This window comes from Pararhizobium sp. DWP1-1-3, from assembly GCF_049896125.1.
In the GTDB taxonomy this organism is placed as follows: domain Bacteria; phylum Pseudomonadota; class Alphaproteobacteria; order Rhizobiales; family Rhizobiaceae; genus Pararhizobium.
The window spans coordinates 84,476-102,015 of record NZ_JAFCTR010000017.1 but is presented as its reverse complement, the minus strand read 5'-3'; the positions used below and the strand labels follow the sequence as shown (position 1 = coordinate 102,015).

At 56.6% G+C, this 17,540-nt stretch carries 15 protein-coding genes and 1 pseudogene; 6 read left to right on the top strand and 10 right to left on the bottom strand.

Features of this window, described 5'->3' with window-relative positions; translation table 11 throughout:
• Positions 1-277 precede the first annotated feature (277 nt).
• Positions 278-1,855, top strand: a complete 1,578-nt coding sequence (locus ACP7BS_RS25585) for a GMC oxidoreductase (protein ID WP_426240335.1) — start codon at positions 278-280, stop codon at positions 1,853-1,855.
• A gap of 728 nt (positions 1,856-2,583) precedes the next feature.
• Here the strand turns inward: ACP7BS_RS25585 and ACP7BS_RS25580 are convergent.
• The 4 genes and pseudogenes from ACP7BS_RS25580 to ACP7BS_RS25565 form a co-directional block, all read right to left on the bottom strand.
• A pseudogene (locus tag ACP7BS_RS25580) lies at positions 2,584-2,733 on the bottom strand (IS630 family transposase); the annotation flags it as partial.
• Positions 2,734-2,837: 104 nt separating this feature from the next.
• On the bottom strand, positions 2,838-3,230 hold the full coding sequence (locus ACP7BS_RS25575) for a helix-turn-helix domain-containing protein (protein WP_426240334.1): 393 nt from the start codon (positions 3,228-3,230) through the stop codon (positions 2,838-2,840).
• A 393-nt stretch (positions 3,231-3,623) separates the two neighbouring features.
• The gene (locus ACP7BS_RS25570) at positions 3,624-3,809 is read right to left on the bottom strand and encodes a hypothetical protein (RefSeq protein ID WP_426232190.1); all 186 of its coding nucleotides are present in this window, start codon (positions 3,807-3,809) and stop codon (positions 3,624-3,626) included.
• A gap of 312 nt (positions 3,810-4,121) precedes the next feature.
• Positions 4,122-4,679, bottom strand: coding sequence for a DUF4142 domain-containing protein (locus ACP7BS_RS25565; protein WP_426240333.1), 558 nt, complete (start codon positions 4,677-4,679; stop codon positions 4,122-4,124).
• Positions 4,680-5,089: 410 nt separating this feature from the next.
• On the opposite strand from ACP7BS_RS25565, the gene ACP7BS_RS25560 reads away from it, so the two are divergent.
• The gene (locus ACP7BS_RS25560; RefSeq protein WP_426240332.1) at positions 5,090-5,533 is read left to right on the top strand and encodes a CBS domain-containing protein; all 444 of its coding nucleotides are present in this window, start codon (positions 5,090-5,092) and stop codon (positions 5,531-5,533) included.
• On the top strand, positions 5,526-5,873 hold the full coding sequence (locus tag ACP7BS_RS25555; RefSeq protein WP_426240331.1) for a DUF72 domain-containing protein: 348 nt from the start codon (positions 5,526-5,528) through the stop codon (positions 5,871-5,873). Before ACP7BS_RS25560 ends, ACP7BS_RS25555 begins: the two co-directional genes overlap by 8 nt.
• Positions 5,874-6,355: 482 nt before the next feature.
• Here ACP7BS_RS25555 and ACP7BS_RS25550 read toward each other — a convergent pair whose 3' ends face one another.
• The 5 genes from ACP7BS_RS25550 to ACP7BS_RS25530 form a co-directional block, all read right to left on the bottom strand.
• A complete protein-coding gene (locus ACP7BS_RS25550; protein ID WP_426240330.1) occupies positions 6,356-9,124 on the bottom strand; it encodes a glycoside hydrolase family 2 protein in 2,769 nt (922 codons plus the stop codon).
• Between the two features lie 208 nt (positions 9,125-9,332).
• Complete coding sequence (locus ACP7BS_RS25545; RefSeq protein WP_426240329.1) at positions 9,333-10,550, bottom strand: extracellular solute-binding protein; 1,218 nt, start codon at positions 10,548-10,550, stop codon at positions 9,333-9,335.
• Between the two features lie 64 nt (positions 10,551-10,614).
• Positions 10,615-11,460, bottom strand: coding sequence for a carbohydrate ABC transporter permease (locus ACP7BS_RS25540; protein WP_426240328.1), 846 nt, complete (start codon positions 11,458-11,460; stop codon positions 10,615-10,617).
• Positions 11,460-12,350, bottom strand: a complete 891-nt coding sequence (locus tag ACP7BS_RS25535; protein ID WP_426240327.1) for a carbohydrate ABC transporter permease — start codon at positions 12,348-12,350, stop codon at positions 11,460-11,462. The genes ACP7BS_RS25540 and ACP7BS_RS25535 overlap by 1 nt, the downstream gene beginning before the upstream one ends.
• The gene (locus tag ACP7BS_RS25530) at positions 12,347-13,459 is read right to left on the bottom strand and encodes an ABC transporter ATP-binding protein (RefSeq protein WP_426240326.1); all 1,113 of its coding nucleotides are present in this window, start codon (positions 13,457-13,459) and stop codon (positions 12,347-12,349) included. Before ACP7BS_RS25530 ends, ACP7BS_RS25535 begins: the two co-directional genes overlap by 4 nt.
• Positions 13,460-13,554: 95 nt before the next feature.
• On the opposite strand from ACP7BS_RS25530, the gene ACP7BS_RS25525 reads away from it, so the two are divergent.
• The 3 genes from ACP7BS_RS25525 to ACP7BS_RS25515 all read left to right on the top strand — a co-directional run bounded on the left by ACP7BS_RS25525 (position 13,555) and on the right by ACP7BS_RS25515 (position 16,517).
• A complete protein-coding gene (locus tag ACP7BS_RS25525) occupies positions 13,555-14,667 on the top strand; it encodes a LacI family DNA-binding transcriptional regulator (RefSeq protein WP_426240325.1) in 1,113 nt (370 codons plus the stop codon).
• A gap of 171 nt (positions 14,668-14,838) precedes the next feature.
• Positions 14,839-16,008: a zinc-dependent alcohol dehydrogenase gene (locus ACP7BS_RS25520; RefSeq protein WP_426240354.1), complete on the top strand. Its 1,170-nt coding sequence runs from the start codon at positions 14,839-14,841 to the stop codon at positions 16,006-16,008.
• 320 nt (positions 16,009-16,328) lie between these two features.
• Positions 16,329-16,517, top strand: a complete 189-nt coding sequence (locus ACP7BS_RS25515; protein ID WP_426240324.1) for a hypothetical protein — start codon at positions 16,329-16,331, stop codon at positions 16,515-16,517.
• Positions 16,518-16,991: 474 nt separating this feature from the next.
• Here ACP7BS_RS25515 and ACP7BS_RS25510 read toward each other — a convergent pair whose 3' ends face one another.
• Entirely contained in the window at positions 16,992-17,495 is a 504-nt protein-coding gene (locus tag ACP7BS_RS25510) for a ferritin-like domain-containing protein (protein WP_426232177.1), read from the bottom strand.
• Between the last annotated feature and the right edge of the window lie 45 nt (positions 17,496-17,540).

Here is a 17,540-nt window from a genome sequence, read left to right as displayed (position 1 = left end):
CCATTACCTCCCTCTGCCGCCCGTCTAGAAAATGCTAACCCGCGGGAATGTAACTATGCCTACACTCGCACTGGGGGCCGGACGCAAGGTGGATATTCAACAATTGGTGCATAATGAATGGTGGATGTTGATAATTCGACTGGAGTATTTGGGCACAGGTCACCGAGAGGACGTTATGTCACGCGGGTACGATAGCTGCGCTAACGTACGACCATAGAGTGCGGGCTCAAACAGTTGTTTGACTTTACATTGCGTGAAACCGCCGCATTCTTCTCTCATGGCTTTTAGAGATCTCACATCCACAACTAATGCAACGCCCATTGTGACGGGAGACCTCTGTGTCGTCGGAGGGGGCATCGCAGGATTGCTCCTTGCAATTCGCGTTGCCCGGGCTGGTCGGAAGGTAATTGTATTAGAGAGTGGTAAAAAGGAATTTGATTCCGAGATCCAAAACCTGAACTTCGTGGATGACGAGTCTGGACGATACGGCCGCGAGCTATCCGGTCGTTACCGTGGGTTGGGAGGAACGTCGAGCCGTTGGGGCGGGAGGATGATACCCCTCAGCGATCGAGATACTGACGAGCGGCCGCATGTCGATCTGCCCGCTTGGCCGATCAACATCGCGGGCCTGGATAGCTATTCGGATGAGATAGAACGCTTTTTCGGGGTAGCTAACGGCCCGTTTGATCAGACAGCGATGCAAGGCATCGGGGAAGACCTTTTGTCGGATGATAGTATGGAAGTCCGATGGGCGAAATGTCCAGCGTTCACTAAATGCAACGTTGCAACACTGTTAAAACGGGAACTGCAAATCACTCCAAATCTTGAAATTTGGCTCGACGCAACTGCTTGCAATTTTACCGTTAACCGTGAAACTGGGCGATTGGCCGAGTTGGCAGCTCGGAATTCCGCTGGCAAGACGATACACGTCGTCGCAAAGCACTATGTGCTTGCCGCAGGGACAATCGAAAGTACGAGGCTGCTACTTCTGATGGACCGATGCGCCGATGGGCAGGTGTTCGGAAAGGCCAGCGTGCTGGGTCATTACTTTCAAGATCACCTCAAAATTGAGGTCGCTGAAATAGCGCGTGCCTACGCGAACTTGACCAATCGCTTTTTTGCATACCGTTTTTTAAACGCCACCCGACGCGATCTTCATTTGGAGTTACCACATCACGCGCAAGAAGAGGCGGGGACTGGTAGCGCTTTTGCCTACATCGCAATGGACTTTGCCAACGGCCCACTTGCGGGCCTCAAGAAACTTATGCAGGGTCTGCAGCGCCGACAGTTCAACTGGAAGGAGCTTTCTCTTTTGCCGCAGAGCGCGGGCATATTGAGTAAGGCCGCCTATTGGCGGCTGATGAGAAGTCAGCTCTATGTTCCACCCGATGTCAAATTCAAGATGATGCTTTGCGCGGAACAGCTACCAAATTGGCAGAACACGATTTCGCTATCATCTGCCACAGACATATTGGGAATCCCGAAAGCGAAACTAGATTGGCGGCCGATGGAAAGTGAAGAACGCACCTTTCGGGCCACAATCGCGCGACTCAGACTATATTGGGAAGCAGCCGGCCTCAATCTCGTTTGCCCGCTTATCTGGTCTTGGACGGCTCTGGATAACGATGCAGCCATCATTCCGTACGCCGAGGCATGTGCGCACCCGTCAGGAACCACCCGCATGGGAACTGACCCAAAAAAGTCGATTGTCGACGCTGATCTGCGTTGTCATGCGGTTCCCAACCTTTCAGTGGTAAGTGCATCGGTTTTCCCCACGGCGGGAAGTGCCAATCCGACGTTCACAATAATGAAGCTGGCCTTCTTTTTTGCCGACACTTACTTAGCGAAGAGCTAGGGATGCTACCGGGACCCCATGAAGGCGCTATTCAAATATCTGAGCTTTTAATTTGGGTCGAAGAAATCCAACCGTAGGTGGTCCTAGCTTCCGCTTCAGTCTGAAAAAATTTTGTGCTCGCTGAAGCTGCAATGCAAAATTGTGACTTGCCCTGAAGAAACTGATGTTATGTCGAACGTCAAACTTTCGCGAAATCATGTACATCCCCCGCGCTGCGGGTTTGGCCGAATTGGAAGATACAATAACACGCTCGGCTCTCGGGATAATTCCCGCTTTGATAGCATTGATTGACACTTCGGTCGCGGCCAGCAATCAGATCGAGATTGATCCGCCGGCCATCGGCATCGCCGCCAAAAGCCTTTGCGAACTCTAGCAATATTTGTCCCAGACACTGACCTTGCGCCTCGAAACGCTCAGCAGATAAGCCTTGGATATCCGGCTTTCTTAGCGCGGAACCTTGCCGCGATAATGGCCACGACCACGGGGGGCGCATCAAACGGGCTCTCGCTCGTGCACCTTGGCGCGAGCTTAAACCGCCCCTTCCAGTGACGGGAACGCTCTAGTCGCGGGCCGATAGTCGTGCGGTTCGTCGATCAACGATAACGCGGAATTTAAATCCGCGCCTTGCCCCTTAGGTGAAGCCAATCTCGGCGCCACAATCGTGCCCAAGCGGAGCAAATGTAGTTATCTTAGTCCTGTCGGTACAGACTTATACCAATCGACATTGATCACGACCGATAGGCCCAATCTCGCAATCCGATTGACATGATCTTCCATGGTTGATCGATGAGCTTGTTCCAAGCCTCGCAGCAGTGATCGACGATGTCATCGTAGGATGTAAAAACCCGGTTTGGCAGCCAGTTGTCGCGCATGAATTCTGATGTTCATTGTCAACCAATTTACGCAGCTTCCAGCGACCCGCTACCAAGGTATATGGGGTGTGGCTAGGATGAAGTGGCTGCGTAGGGCTGGAGACAGAGCTTTAAAAACGACGGTTGAGCAGACTCTGATGCGCGGGTTGAATACCGCATTTCCGTGTGTTCGTCCTGGGGCTACCTCGATCTGCCAGCGGGCGTCGAGACGGTGCAATCACGATGCACTCATATCCAAGATCCATGATCTGACGATGTAGGCCATATCCGGTCGGACCAGCCTCATAACAAAACGAGAGCTGGCGCTGATCGTCGTTGAGTTTCGAACGCTTGCCAGGAGCCTTCACATTCAACAGCCCCTCGGGGCCATGCGCGTTAAAGCGCTCAACCCAGTCCCGCACAATCTGCATAGTCACGCCGCCGACTCTGGCGGCCTCGCCGCGCGCCGCCTTGCGCAGGTCGTCGCTGACAAAGTCCGTTCGAAGCTGAGGTGCTGAACCCATGACAAACCTCCTGTTTGCAATATGGAGTCAGATTCATCGCACTTTGTGAACCATCAAAAGTCAAAGACTGTGCCGGTTGGTATTACTGTGACCGTTTTGCAAACAAAATAAGAAACTAAGAACGGAGAGCCCACCCGCAGCATATAAGCGGGAACAAATAGATCTTGGAGCGGTTAGGGTAACGTTGCGAGGCCCCCCACGTCGCAACAACTGACCGCTTCGATTCGGTCGTTGGCCCGGCCGCCTAGCGAGCCGGGCCTTTTAACGCCGACCACGAAAGGCTGTCGGGTTTCTGGTATAGGCGATTACCTGCGCGCCCACGCTCCAAGCGTTTGAGTCCAGTTCAACGACATACGCCGTCGTCCTCCAGCTTTCTTAAGGCTTCGTCAAGCGTTAGGGTTTGCTGCCGGGAAGAGCGCTCTTGTCGAGTGGACCTGCTGGCTGTGTGTTTTTCTGCTCCTTGCCCTCAACCGCCGCAGTCGGCGCTGGTTCGGCGAAAACAATTGAGTAAACCACGAGGGCACCGAGTGTCAGCGACAACACAATTCCCAGTGCTGGAAGGGTGACTTCGCGATCCATAGTCCTACCTTCAATCTAGCCAGTTTGGCTGTTCCAAAATGCCGCCAGCAGGAGGTTGCTAGCTGCCAAAGAATTCCGGGCCCTTTGGACCCCGTTAACTCGACCTCCTCGCTCTGAAGGCTTGAAACTTGCAAGGGCTTGATCACAGGGGCGATATTGTTGGACGTCATCACCGCCCCGGAGCCCGCAAACTCCCGGCCTTGCCATTGGTGAGAAGTTCGGACGGTGAAACTGCCCATGGGAAGGGTGGTAGCCAACGATCATCTCACGACCTCAAGGCGTGTAGCGGCCAGAGTGACCCGCCGTCTGTCATCAGCCGGTTTTTGACTTTAGCATGTCGAGGTGGTCGAGATGCTCCTTGATCTGTCCTCGGGCGAGCTTGGTCACGCCGAGATGCTCGCGGTTCTGGCCCACCTTCAGGTAGTCCTCCTGGATCCTCAGCAGCTTCGTGTGGCCGTCGAGCTGGCCGGTGACGTACGCCTTGTCGAAGTCCTTTCCGGACGCTGACTTCAGCTTGTCGAGCGATGCCTTGCCTTCTGCGTCGAGCATGGCTTGCACTTCCGATTCCGACGGTGGTTTCAGTGCGCCTTCAGCCTTATCTCCCATCTCCATGGACTTTAGGACGTCGGCAATCGTCTCCTGCTCGGCGACCTCCCACTTAGCGAATGCCTTCACCATCGGGTCCGACGCCTGCTCGACTGCTACGCGGCTGGTCGCAAGCGACAGCGAGCCGACCTTCTTCGTGTCATCGGCATGCTTCTTTTCAGTGTCGCCGGCAGAGGAGGCGGTTTGGGCTAAAGCTGGTCCTGAAAGCAGTGTCGGGACGGCGGCAGCGAAGGCTGCGGATGTTAGCAAAGTGCGGCGATTCATGACTATCTCCTTGTGTGAACGCAACAGCGAACCACCATCTCGCGTAAAAGTTCCGTTCAAGATGGGGTAGTCCGAGAATATCGCTTCCGATGGCGCGGACACTGAAAGTACGAGCGAGCGTCAGCACGCCTTCACATCCTTTAGGGCGCTGCGGCTGTTGGGCTGATCGCAGACATTTCTGAACCTTTGATTCCGGACATATTCCGATCCGCAAAGCTCGTGGAAGTGGGCGCCTTTTAGGATCAGCCCGACGATCTCACATTGTGACCATCGGCCTTTTCTATCTCGCCATTTTTTCAACGTTGATATTCTGTGGAACAGAGTTCCACCGCACTGGTTGAGCTTCCCGAGGGAACAGGTCCTGCAACTCCCATTGCACAGAGGAAAAAACAGTGAGAGGTCGAGAATTTATGACGGTCCAGGTTGTCACCGCGAAGCCAACCGGCACCGTTGAGGATGTTGCCCGCATCATGCCCGAAATTGATAGCGGTGCTATTCCGGTTATTAACGATGACGTGGTCGTTGCGATAATTACAGACGGCTATATTGTCATCCGTGTGGTTATGGAACAAAAGGATGGGCTTACTCCGGTGTCCGATGTCATGACAACCGGTGTGGAAAGGTGCCTGGAAAATGATGAGATTTCTGAAGCCACTTGGCGGATAAACGAGATCAAAATGCGTCGGCTCGTCGTTTTTGATGGCGACCGCACCGGGTTCGTCTCGCTCGGAGATATTGCTATCGAGCATCAAGGTGACTTGATCAGCCGCGCTGGCGGAAACATTGCAGGACAACTGATGGATGGACGAACCTCCAGCGCACATAGGCGCAGATGGACGCAGTGTTATGGTTGACCAATCGCCTAAAGCAGTAGCCGAGCGACGGGCACGTCGCGCCGAACGGCGGCAGGAGCAGCGCGACGTAAATGTCGGGCGCGCCGAGAAAATGCATCATGCCAGGGTCGGCGCTCAGGACGGCCAAAAGGAGGTCGACAACGGACCGACATTAATGGGCCGAACCTTTATTGGCTGCTCGGGTTGGTACTATTGGCACTGGAAAGGAAATTTTTATCCGGCCGATGCTCCATCGAATGAAATGTTCAATATATACCAGTCGAACTTCGAGACGGTCGAGCTCAATGCACCATTCTATTCCTGGCCGACCGTTGCTGTTGTACGAACGTGGCTTCGATAAGCGAAGCCTAACTTCGTCTATACGGTCAAGGTTAGTGAACTCATCACGCTCGTGGATGGCGAGGAACGAAGGTTCCAATGTTTCCTGGCGTTCAAGATCATCGTCTTTCAGATTTTCTTTCGGCCCTTTGATCATTGGATTTCCTCCGGTTCCGCAAAAACTCGGAACGAGCCGCTTGGTTCCGGTGGCTCCTCATGCCAATCATCATGATAGCGCGTTTCGATATTTTTAGTCGGACGCCGCTCGCTTTGGTCTGCGCTGGTCGCCTCCTCAGTGCTGGAAGTTCAACACCCCTGGGTCACGCCGCTCGATATTTTGGCCTACGCGGCGGAGCGTCGATCTCAAGCACATGTCAGGTAGCAAGTCGCCCGAGCATCTGTGCACCATCCCCAACAAAAACGTAAAACCAATCTCGATGTTCCCAGAAGCCAGCACTCCATCGATTTTTCTACGGAGAAGGGCTGCCTCTGCACGCGGTTACCTCACCGCTTCGTCGTGAGCGCCAGAAGCCCATCATAAAGCGCGGTTGCGAGGGGATCGACATCGGGCGTTTCCTCGTGGAGCCTGAATGTGCTCGCAACAAGCTTGCCGCGGCCAAGACGCTTTTCAATGATGAAGGCTGCAGGCTTATGGACCCAGCCGATGACGACGCCTGAATGAACGCGGCCCTGAAACTCCCAGGGGCGAAAACCGGCGATTACCTGGTGCGGCACGACGCCAGTGAAGGACAGATCGAACAGGGGGGCGCCGGGAATGTGGGCGAAAACCCCGTCGCGCCGCAGCCAGGAGAAGTTGCCGACCCAGTCGCCGCGCCAGATCGACTTGTGGCGGTTGACGAGATTGTATCCCGGGAAGCTGAAGTAGGGTCCTGAAATCATGCCCCCGGAACCCGGATCGATTGCGACCGACATCGGACCATCACGTGGGGCAAGATCATCACGCAGGCGGCCGGGCTCTTTGGCTACGATCTGCAGCACGCGCTGTCCAGAATGGATGGACTCAACGCGTTCGCCGTCGATATCGTGGGTGACGAAGACATCTGCCTGATCCGGCGAAACACTGACATGGCCGAGTGCTGTCAGCCGCTCGGATATCGTGTCATCGTCTGATGCAAATCGTATTGACGGCCGGGCGTCGCGCCTACCGTAGAGCGATATCGTCTCGGAATTTTCCGACAGAACACGTCCATCCGGCCCTACGATGCGGAAGCCCGCCGTTGATATCTTGCATGCCGACGCCGAATTTGTCGTCACGGAAACCGGGATATCATGAACCTGCATCGGCCCAATTGCCGGCAACCTTATTTCGCCCTTTTCCATACCGAGTTCCCAGACGAGATGGCTGCCCTCAGGCAGCGTCGCGCCGCCGGTTGAAAGTTTGGCATCGAACGCGACCGTCTGGCCGCCGTAGACCGCATGGCGGACAGCGCCCGGCGCGATGACGATATCGGAATTGACGGCCGGCAGCGCCTGCGCGAATACGCGCGGATTGCGCGCCATGTCCATTAGGCCGTTACCTTCCCAATGGACGTCGGTGAATTCGGTGATCACGTAGCCGCCGATCGGAGCGTGCGTCCGGATGATCTCGATCTCGTATTTGAGGTTCATGTACTGGTACCACTGAACCTGCTCGATGAAGCCGCTGACGTCGCCGAAGACCTGGCCGAGGCCGAGTTCACGGAAGCGGGCCTCCATGCCCTGGGGCAGCGCCGTGCCGTCCGCCCAGGTCGCGCCGTAGGCCATCCACCACGGGTCGCGGCCGCTTTCGTCGCGCAGACGGGCAGGGTCGGGCAAGCCCCACACGCCGAATTCTGAGAGGATCAGCGGTTCGTTCCGGCTGCGCACCGCTTCCTTCTCGGTCGAAAAGGTCCAGTCTGCATTGCCGGCAAATTCGCGGCAGAGGGCGTCCCATTCCTCTCGACGATCAACGGCGGTTCGATAGAAATGGTAGTCGTTGATGTCGGTCTTGACGTGGACGTTGGGGAAGCAGGCGGAGTTGTCGACGACGAGGCGCAACGGGTCTTCGGCGCGCAGCCAGTCGACCATGCCGGAAATCCACTGCCGCTGCTCGGCGGCTTCGCGAAGCCGCGTGCCCCAGTCTTCGTTGATCAGCGTCCAGATGACGATCGAGGGGTGATTGCGGTCGCGGGCAAGAATGCCTTCCATTGTCTTGCGCAGGCGCTCGGCGGAGGCGGGCGTGAAGGTCTCGATATTGGGAATCTCGGTCCAGACCAACATGCCGAGCCGGTCGGCGACCTCGTAATAGCGGGGGTCCGGCACCTTGATATGGCAGCGCAGGCAATTGAGTCCCATGACTTTCGCCTTGCGCAACTGGTCTTCGAGAAGGTCGAGGGAGGGCGGCGCGCCAAAACCGTCGGGGTAATAATCCTGGTCGAGCGCTGCGCGCAAATAGAGCGGCGCACCATTCAGAAGCAGGAAGCCGTCCTTGGCTTCAAAGCAGCGGAAGCCGAAGTTTTCTCGCCGGCTATCGATCTCGATGCCATCGGCAACGAGGGTCGTCTTGATCGAATAGACGTTGGGACGGTCCGGCGACCAGGGCTGCGTCGTGTCGAGCTGGATTGAAAGGCTGAGTGTGTCTGCCGCAACTGGAAGCGTGCCGGAAAAGACAGCTGTGCCCTCTGGGTCGGTGACTTCGAGCTTCAGCGAACCTGAGATCGCGCCTGCGAAACTCGCTTTGAGATCGAGCCTGCCTTCAGGCCAGATGGGGTCGAGGCGCAAGGATGAAATATGAAGCTTGTGACGTGCCTCAAGCCGCACGGGCTGCCAGATGCCGCCCTGCGGGCCGTACCAGCTCTGCTTGCCATGAGGGATTTCGGCAAAATCAGTATCGTGCTCGTTGCGATGCCCGTCGGGCAGGGAGGCGATAACCTCGATGGTATTGTCGGCCTTTAGGAGACCCGCGGGAATGACAAATTCAAAGGGAAGATAGCCGCCCTCATGACGGCCGATTTCGGTGCCGTTGACGGAGACGATTGCAAAATCGCTGACGGCGCCGAAGCAAATGGCGATTTCCCGACCGTTCCACTCCGCTAGCAACGTGAAATCCTTGCGATAGGTTGCCGTTCCGAAACTGACGGCCAGATCCTCGAAGCAAGCTTGCCAGTGCGCAGGTACCTTTGCCTGCCGCCATGCGCCATCGGTTTCGTGGCGGAACTGCCAGGTACCGTCAAGAGAGAGGATGGCGCGCAGAGGCGTATTCGCTGGTGGTAGCGACTGGGAATGCGCATTCATCGGATTGTCCTTGGAAGGTCGGCGATTGATAACGGATACGCGCGTTGCAGCGCGTATCCCGCGGGAGACCAACCCCTCGGAAGGGATTGGGAGGAACTTAGCGGTTACGCCGCAGCACGCGTTCGACCCCGCCCTGCATGGCTTCAACTGCGGCCTGTGGTTCTGTGCCCGTCAGCCACATAGCGTTAAGGTCTGTGACCATCGCGTTCTAAACGGCTCGCTGGTTCTGAACCTGCGGCAGCGCGGTTGCATTCGTGGCCGTGTCGGCAAACTCGGCGCGATGCGGCAGAGCCTTGAATTCCTCGGAATTGAGGACCGATTGGCGAACCGACAGATGGCCGGTGCGAGACCATTCGAAGTTGTTGTCGTTCAGGAATTTGACGAAAGCCAGGGCGGCTTGCGTCTTTTCCTCGCTGCGGCTTTCATCCTTAGGAATAACCCACATGTGGCTATCGGCCCAGACCGAGGACTTAGAGTAGATCTGCGCGACGTTGGTCACCGCATAGTTCTTCAGGCCTACCTTACCCGCCGCTGCCTGCGCATTGTAGTTGTCGACGGCCCAGGTGCCGTTGATCATGATGCCGGTTTCGCCGTTGAGAAAAGCCTGTTCGGCACCGGGATAATCGAGTGCGGCGTTGGCGAGACCTTCGGAATAGATCGACGAGATCAGCTTGGCGGCTTTTAGACCTTCCGGCGTGTTGATGCTGGCTGTCTTGCCATCGGCAGAAATGACATCGACGCCCTGCTGCCACAGCAGCGTGTCAAAGAACCGAACCATCATACCTTCGGCGCTCTGGGACTCGGTTCCCATGTAATACTTGCCGGTGGCTTCCTTGAATTTCTTACCCTGTTCAAGAAGCTCTTCGGGTGACTTCGGCAAGGTCGGCGTGCCATCGGCGTTGACAAGCCCGGCTTGTTTCATCAGGTCCATGTTGACGTGGAACAGCAAAGCGTGAAGGTCGTAGGGAAGTGCGTAGACCTCATCCTTTGCGGATGCGTTCTTCAAAGCCGCCGGTACAAAGTCCTTGGTATCGATGCCGAGATCGGCCATCGGCTTGGTGAGCGGTGTCAAAAGATCGCGGTCAGAAAAGTTCGGCATGACCGAGGCGTGCATGACGGCGACGTCGGGGATGTTGCCGGTGGAATAGGTCGCGGTCAGCAGGTCGTAGTAGGCACCCCAATCGACCGTTTGGGTGACGACCTTGGCGCCGATGGTGTTTTCGGCGTTGAACTTGTTGGTCAGCGCCGTGATGATGCCGCACTCGCCATTCGCCTTGGCAACATCAGTCACTTCGCCATATTCAGTCTTGCAGTCGCCGAAGAAACGGAAAAACGAGATATCGACCGCGTGGGCTGCTCCTCCCCAGAGCGTGGTCAGCAAAGTCGTGGCCAGCGCCAGATGTTGCAACGTTTTGGTCTTTTGCATCATATCCTCCTTGTCGATGCGGTTATGAAATGGCCGTACCGGCATGGCCGGGGCAGACCGGCGTCTATTTTCCGGCGCTCATGGCGACACCCGCCACAATGAAGCGCTGGAAGATCAGGAAAAGAAGAACGATGGGCAGGCTAGCGAAGACCGCCGAAGCCATGACCGCGCCCAGCCCTTCCGAGAAAGCGAAGTTGCTCTGGATCGAGGCAAGCCCCACCGTGACCGTGTACATGTCGGCCTTGGTTGCCGAGACGAGCGGCCAGAGAAAGTCGTTCCATGCGAAGATGAAGGTGAACAGGCCAAGCGTAGTGAGCGCCGGGATGGAGAGCGGCAGCATGATCTTCAGGAAGATCGTCAGCCGCGAGGCGTGGTCAATGGCAGCCGCTTCCTCCAGTTCCTTCGGAACGCTGCGGAAGAACTGCATCATCAGAAACACACCGATCGGCACGGCGACACGCGGCATGACCAGTGCGAAATGGGTGTTGTGCAGCCCCCAGCCGGACACCATCGTGTGCAGCGGAATAAACACGGCCTGCTCAGGGACCATCAGGCCGGCGATCATAAGCATGAACAGCGTTTTCTTGAGGGGAAACTCCAGCCGCGCGAAGGCGTAACCGGCCATGGACGAGAGGACCAGGACGAGGCAGGTCATCGTCACCGAGACGATCAGGTTGTGCATCAGCCAGCGCGGCACCGTGTCTAGCTTAAAAAGCCCGATGTAGTTGTCCAGCGTGAAAGGGATCGGCAGGAAACCGGCCGTCGAGCGCATCAGCTCGGCACTCGGTTTCAGCGACATGGCGACAACCCATATGACGGGCAACAGCCATACGATCGCAAAGGCGACAGTTGCCCCGAGAATGAGAAGATCGGTGGCGCGGCGAAGGCCGCGGGTGCGTGCGCTTACCATCACTCGTCTCCCTTCCGGCCAAGCCAGAGCTGCAGCACAGTGAAGCCGAGCATCAGGACAAAGAGGCCGAACGACATGGCGGTGGCGTATCCGACCTGCCAGTCGCGGAAACTGGTCTCGTAAATGTATTGAACCAGAGTGCGCGTGCGGTTCGCAGGCCCGCCCTGCGTCATCAAAAACGCCTGACCGAAGATCTGGAACTGGCCGACGATCTGCAGCACGAGAACCAGCAGAACGGTATGACGGATGGAAGGAAGGGTGATGTTCCTCAGCACCGTGAACCGGCCGGCATGATCGAGTTCGGCTGCCTCATAAAGCTCGGGCGGTATTTGGCTGAGGGCCGCCAGAAACAGCGCCATCGGCAGGCCGACACCCCACCAGAGCGTGGTGAGTGCGATGGAGGGCATTGCAAGTGTCGGATGGCCGAGGAAATTGATGGGCTTGACGCCGATCATGTTGAAGAACGGCACCAGTAGGCCGTTGTCAGCCGACAGTACCATCGACCAGATCAGCGTCACGACCGAGACGGAAAACACACTCGACATGAAAAAGACCGAGCGCAACACGCCCTTGAGCCTTCCCTGGCCGAAGACGGCAAGCGCAAGTATCAGCGCCAGCGCCGTCATGGTCGGAACCGTCATGGCGACGAAGCTAAGGGTGTTTCCAACAGCCTTCCAGAAGATCGCGTCGAGCCACAGGTCTTCGTAGTTCAGGAAACCGATATATTCCCGATAATTGCCGGCAAGCTCCCAATCGTGAAGGCTGATCCAGAGCCCCTTAAAGAACGGATAGATCAGGAACGTGGCATAGATCACAGCGAAGGGGGCGAGGAAAATATAGGCGGCAAAGACATCCCGCCTGTGCGCCGTTTTGAGGCTGGTGACGCTCATGCTCCGCCTCCGGAATGCAGGGCATCAGAGTGCAGGGTGATCGAGAGCGTGTCGGCATCGAATACATGACGCGTGCTGGGGCCGATTGCGAAACGGGCAACCGAGCCGATGACAGGTGCGGCGCCGCCACGCAGTTCGGAGACGATGGATGTGCCATCGTTAAGCGTCGCATATACAAGCTGCATCGAGCCCAGCTGTTCGACGACGTCGACGGTGCCGGTAAGGGGACCCTCATCGGCGGGCGACAGGATTTCAGGCCGCAAGCCGAGCGTGACATGGTCTCCCGTTTTTGCAGAACCGGCACGAACTTTGGCGCTCAACCTGGCAGCTCCGGGGCAGGCGAGTTCGACGCTTTCGCCATCGACGGTCGCGACGGTGGCCGGGATCAGATTGATTCGCGGTGCCCCGAGGAAGCCGGCGACGAAGGCGTTGGCCGGACGTTCGTAAAGCTCGATCGGTGCGCCGACCTGTTCGATCTCGCCGGCCCTGAGCACGACGATGCGGTCTGCCATCGTCATGGCTTCGGTTTGGTCGTGGGTGACGTAGATCATGGTTGAGCCCAGCCGATGGTGGAGCTTGGCGATTTCGGTGCGCATCGAGACGCGAAGCGCTGCATCGAGATTAGAAAGCGGCTCGTCGAACAGGAAGACATCCGGCTCGCGCATGATGGCGCGGCCGATGGCGACACGCTGGCGCTGGCCTCCGGAAAGCGCTTTGGGCTTGCGGTCGAGATAGGGTTCGAGCTGCAGGATGGCAGCGGCCCTGCCGACGCGCTCGGTGATTTCCGCCTTTGGCGTGCCGATGTTCTTCAAGCCGAAGGTTATGTTTTCACGGGCGGTCATGTGGGGATAGAGTGCGTAGTTCTGGAAGACCATGGCGACGCCGCGATCGCGCGCAGCGATATCGTTGACCCGGCTGCCGCCGATCAGGACCTCACCACTGGTGATGGCTTCGAAACCGGCGATCATGCGCAGAAGTGTAGATTTACCGCAACCAGAGGGACCGACGAAGACGACGAATTCGCCGTCGTTGATCGCCAGCGAAACGTCACGGATGACGTTCACCGCGCCATAGTTCTTGGATACTCCTGCGAGCTTTACCCCTGCCATGCACTCCTCCCAGAGCGATTAGTTATATATTACCAATTATAACTAAATTTATTAGCAGCAAGTCCCACCTGGCCCTTTTGCGGTCAGCGAACTTCGTGCTAATCGAAAAGTTCGCTTGTCAGGGTCCGTGTGAAAAAAAACCGACTATGTCCGATATCGCCGCGGCCTGCGCCGTCTCGCAGGCGACGGTGTCGCTTGTGCTCAACAACGCTCCGGGAACCCGGATATCTGCGTCGACGCGCCAGGCCGTGCTGCGCGCTGCGGCTAATTTGGGATACAGCACGCCAGCCCGCCGCATCGACCGGCGACCGCTTATCGCCATGATCATCAACGAGGTTTCGAGTTCGCCACATGCCGCGGGATTGATTGATGGCGCCGCCGAGGCCGCAAACGAGCTGGGTTATCTGCTGTCGATCATGCCGACGGATGCGGACGAGGAAGCCGAGCAAGCCGCCCTCGATCATCTCGCGACGATGTCGGTCGCCGGTATCATCTACGCGCGGTTGATCACGCAGCAGGTGACCCTTGCACCGCAGTTGGCGGCTTGGCCGACGGTGCTTTTGAACTGCTATGCCGTGGATAAACCCCTGCCGAGCGTGGTTCCCGGAGACCTTGCGGCGGCCATGAAGGCAACACTATCGTTAATCGACGCCGGCCATACACGAGTTGCGTATATCGGCGGGGAAGATATGGTTGAGGCCTCTCGCGACCGAATGAAGGGTTACCGCCGCGCGCTGACAATGCGCGATATTCCGGTCGACAATCATCTGGTCATCAAAGGGCGATGGACGATCCAGGGTGGCTATGCGGCTTTCAAGCGATTGCAGGCGCTCGACGAGCCGCCGACCGCGATCTGCTGTTTCTGCGACCGTATCGCCATGGGGGTATACGAGGCATCGAAGGAAGCCGGTCTCTCGATCCCGCGTGATCTTTCCGTCATCGGCTTTGACAATGAATCCTATACCGCTGACATGCTGCCACCGCTCACGACGATGCAACTGCCTCATGCGGACATGGCGCGCTATGCCGTGGAAAAGCTCGCCGAGATCATCGCCGCGCCTCGGCTGCGGCATGACAATCACAAGGTGAAGCTGGAGTGCGAGATGCTTGTACGACAGTCAGTTGCGCCAGCGCCTGTGGTCGGGGACAGGACAAGGGGGCTTTTGTCTGCTGGCAGTTCTAAACCCGACTCTCCAACCTCCAAATAGGATCGTGTTGGCTGGTGCTGTATTCAATGGGCTCAGTGAGGATGGCCATCCTCCAAGTGATGATGAGCTCTGCTGTGATTATTTGCTTTAGAACAGATGACAAATGCTGCCGGTCCGGGGAACATCTGCGGCATCACTCAGTTGTGCGATTTCATCAACGGAGGATTTGAAATGCGCGCACTTTGCTGGCACGGAAAAGGTGACGTTCGCGTCGATACCGTTCCCGATCCCAAAATCCTACATTCCCGCGACGCCATCATAAAAATAACTTGTTGCGCCATCTGCGGTTCTGACCTGCATCTTCTAGATGGTTATCAGCCAACAATGAAAGCCGGCGATATTCTCGGCCATGAAAACATGGGCGAGGTTATTGAGTTGGGGTCCGATGTCACAAACCTGAAAATCGGCGACCGCGTCGTCGTGCCTTTTACGATAAGCTGCGGTAATTGTTGGTTTTGCAAACAGGGCATGTTTTCCTGCTGCGACACCACCAACCCCAACGCCGAGATCGCACGTAAGGCAATGGGCCATTCTCCAGCAGGGCTGTTTGGGTTTAGTCATATGCTTGGCGGATACAGTGGCGGTCAGGCCGAATACCTACGCGTGCCGATGGCAGATGTAGGTCCGATCAAGGTGCCAGACAAAGTTTCCGAAGAGCAGGCACTTTTCCTATCTGACATTTTTCCTACAGGTTACATGGCTGCTGAGAATGCGCAGATCCAACCTGGAGATACGGTGGCGATCTGGGGATGTGGCCCTGTTGGTCAATTCGCAATTCGCTCCGCTCTTATGTTCGGCGCAGGGCGTGTAATCGCCATCGACGAAGTAGCGGAACGTCTCGCCATGGCGGAAGCAGGTGGCGCGGAAACGATCGACTTCTCCAAGACCGATGTCTATGACGAACTCATGTCCCGCACCGCAAACCGGGGGCCTGATAGTTGCATCGACGCTGTCGGATGCGAGGCATCAGGTCACGGCTCCGCAGACGCTCTCCTCGATAAGGCAAAAGCAGCACTGTACCTTGCCACGGATCGTGTTCATGTGATCCGCGAGGCAATCATGAGTTGCCGAAAAGGCGGCACAATCTCCATTCCGGGCGTCTATGTGGGAATGGGTGATAAAATTCCGATCGGAGCCGCAATGAACAAGGGGCTTACTTTGAAGATGGGACAAACCCATGTCCAGAAATATACAAAACCTCTTCTTGAGAAAATCGAAGCGGGAGAGATCGATCCCAGCTTTGTGGTGACGCACCCGGCGTCACTTGAGGATGCACCGGAAATGTACAAGAAATTCCGCGATAAGGAGGACGGCGTGATCAAGGTCGTACTCAGGCCGTAGACGCCACGCTTTACGCTAGCAAGTAAGAGAGAGGAGTTGTCATGCAAGATACCGAGGACTGGTTGAAATCCAATCCCGCAGCTCGTAAGCTTCTAAAAGAAACGGTCGGAAAGTCCGACCTCCAACTTGTAGCAAAAGCGCTTTTTTTGAAAAAGAGGCCGCGGGTTCTTCCGTGGCTGAGTTAAAAGGGGCTTGCGCCGCTGATCGAGAACTACCTGCTGGAGCTTTAATGTCTCCGCCGCCATGGATTAGATGCCGCGAAGTGGCGTTTTATCCAAGAGCGAAGCGTAGAGCCTCCACAATTTCGGAGCGAGTTCACCATGCCGACCGAAAACGACCGAGACGATTACATTAAACGGATGTGTGACGACCAACGGAACGCGTACCTCAAACGATCGTCGGCGCATTTTTTGGAATGCGCGGTGCATCTCTGCGTCACCCATATGAGCATCGAGGAAGCAGCGGCTTTACTTGAACAGCACGCTGCTCTTTTGCGTGAGCACGGTTGACAGTCAAGGGCGAACTTTTCCGACAACGACATTGCCTTGCTACCTGGATAGGAGAGCGGATTTTTCGGGAGAATGAAATCGACCACGTCCCTACAGGCGAAGCGACGGTGCAGATCTTCATTCAGTGGAGTCGGTTCATTCGAATAATTTTTCTCAAAAATAGTCTACAGACGGCCGTGGATTAGAAGGGAAGGGTTCCAACCCGGCCGGGGGTTGCGGCGACCATTTTGCTCTGCGCCGCTCTTCTCGAACCACTTCGTACAACCGATGCAGCTCCAGCTTGTCGATTTCGGTCTATCCAACGTTCCGCCAATGACAGGAACTCGGCATCGTCTTCTATTGGGAGGCCGGCGCGCCCCTCTGATGATCAACTTTTGAATTGTTGCGGCGGCTATCGATATTCATCAGATCCTCAGGTCGCAAAATAGAAGGCCCGCCGAAGCGGGCCTCTTGCATCCACTATGAAAGAACGTCTCAAGCGACTTTCTTCTTCGCACCTTTCGGGTTTGCAGAAGCTTCGCCCAGCTGGGTCAGGAGTTCGTCGGTAGCGATCTCTTCTTGCAAATTCGCATCGATCAGGGCGATGGCTTCCGTGTAGCCAAGCTGTTCCGCCCAAGACTTCAAGGTGCCATAGCGGGCAATCTCGTAGTGCTCGACGGCCTGGGCCGAGGAGATCAGGCCAGCATCGAGAGCGACCGAGCCCTTGTATTCTTCCATGATCTCTTCGCCTTCGGCAATGATACCCTGGATCGCTTCGCAGGTCTTGCCGCGGGCGGTTTTGCCAATAATTTCAAACACCTGCTGCAAGCGTTCGATCTGGCCCTCGGTTTCGTCCTTGTGCTTCAAGAAAGCGGCCTTGCCGTCCGGGGACTGGGCCGCGCGGGCCATTTTAGGCAAGGCTTTGAGAATCTGCTTTTCGGCGAAGTAGATGTCCTTGAGTGTGTCAAGGAACAGATCATCGAGTGTCTTCTCAGTCATTGGTGGTTCTCCTATTGATGGACGGTATGGATCGCGTTACCCAAC

Bases quoted from the DNA above. Each gene is read 5' to 3' on its own strand.
- ACP7BS_RS25585 (WP_426240335.1), top strand. From the start codon at position 278: ATGGCTTTTAGAGATCTCACATCCACAACTAATGCAACGCCCATTGTG.
- ACP7BS_RS25575 (WP_426240334.1), bottom strand. From the start codon at position 3,230: ATGGGTTCAGCACCTCAGCTTCGAACGGACTTTGTCAGCGACGACCTG.
- ACP7BS_RS25570 (WP_426232190.1), bottom strand. From the start codon at position 3,809: ATGGATCGCGAAGTCACCCTTCCAGCACTGGGAATTGTGTTGTCGCTG.
- ACP7BS_RS25565 (WP_426240333.1), bottom strand. From the start codon at position 4,679: ATGAATCGCCGCACTTTGCTAACATCCGCAGCCTTCGCTGCCGCCGTC.
- ACP7BS_RS25560 (WP_426240332.1), top strand. From the start codon at position 5,090: ATGACGGTCCAGGTTGTCACCGCGAAGCCAACCGGCACCGTTGAGGAT.
- ACP7BS_RS25555 (WP_426240331.1), top strand. From the start codon at position 5,526: ATGGTTGACCAATCGCCTAAAGCAGTAGCCGAGCGACGGGCACGTCGC.
- ACP7BS_RS25550 (WP_426240330.1), bottom strand. From the start codon at position 9,124: ATGAATGCGCATTCCCAGTCGCTACCACCAGCGAATACGCCTCTGCGC.
- ACP7BS_RS25545 (WP_426240329.1), bottom strand. From the start codon at position 10,550: ATGCAAAAGACCAAAACGTTGCAACATCTGGCGCTGGCCACGACTTTG.
- ACP7BS_RS25540 (WP_426240328.1), bottom strand. From the start codon at position 11,460: ATGGTAAGCGCACGCACCCGCGGCCTTCGCCGCGCCACCGATCTTCTC.
- ACP7BS_RS25535 (WP_426240327.1), bottom strand. From the start codon at position 12,350: ATGAGCGTCACCAGCCTCAAAACGGCGCACAGGCGGGATGTCTTTGCC.
- ACP7BS_RS25530 (WP_426240326.1), bottom strand. From the start codon at position 13,459: ATGGCAGGGGTAAAGCTCGCAGGAGTATCCAAGAACTATGGCGCGGTG.
- ACP7BS_RS25520 (WP_426240354.1), top strand. From the start codon at position 14,839: ATGCGCGCACTTTGCTGGCACGGAAAAGGTGACGTTCGCGTCGATACC.
- ACP7BS_RS25515 (WP_426240324.1), top strand. From the start codon at position 16,329: ATGCCGACCGAAAACGACCGAGACGATTACATTAAACGGATGTGTGAC.
- ACP7BS_RS25510 (WP_426232177.1), bottom strand. From the start codon at position 17,495: ATGACTGAGAAGACACTCGATGATCTGTTCCTTGACACACTCAAGGAC.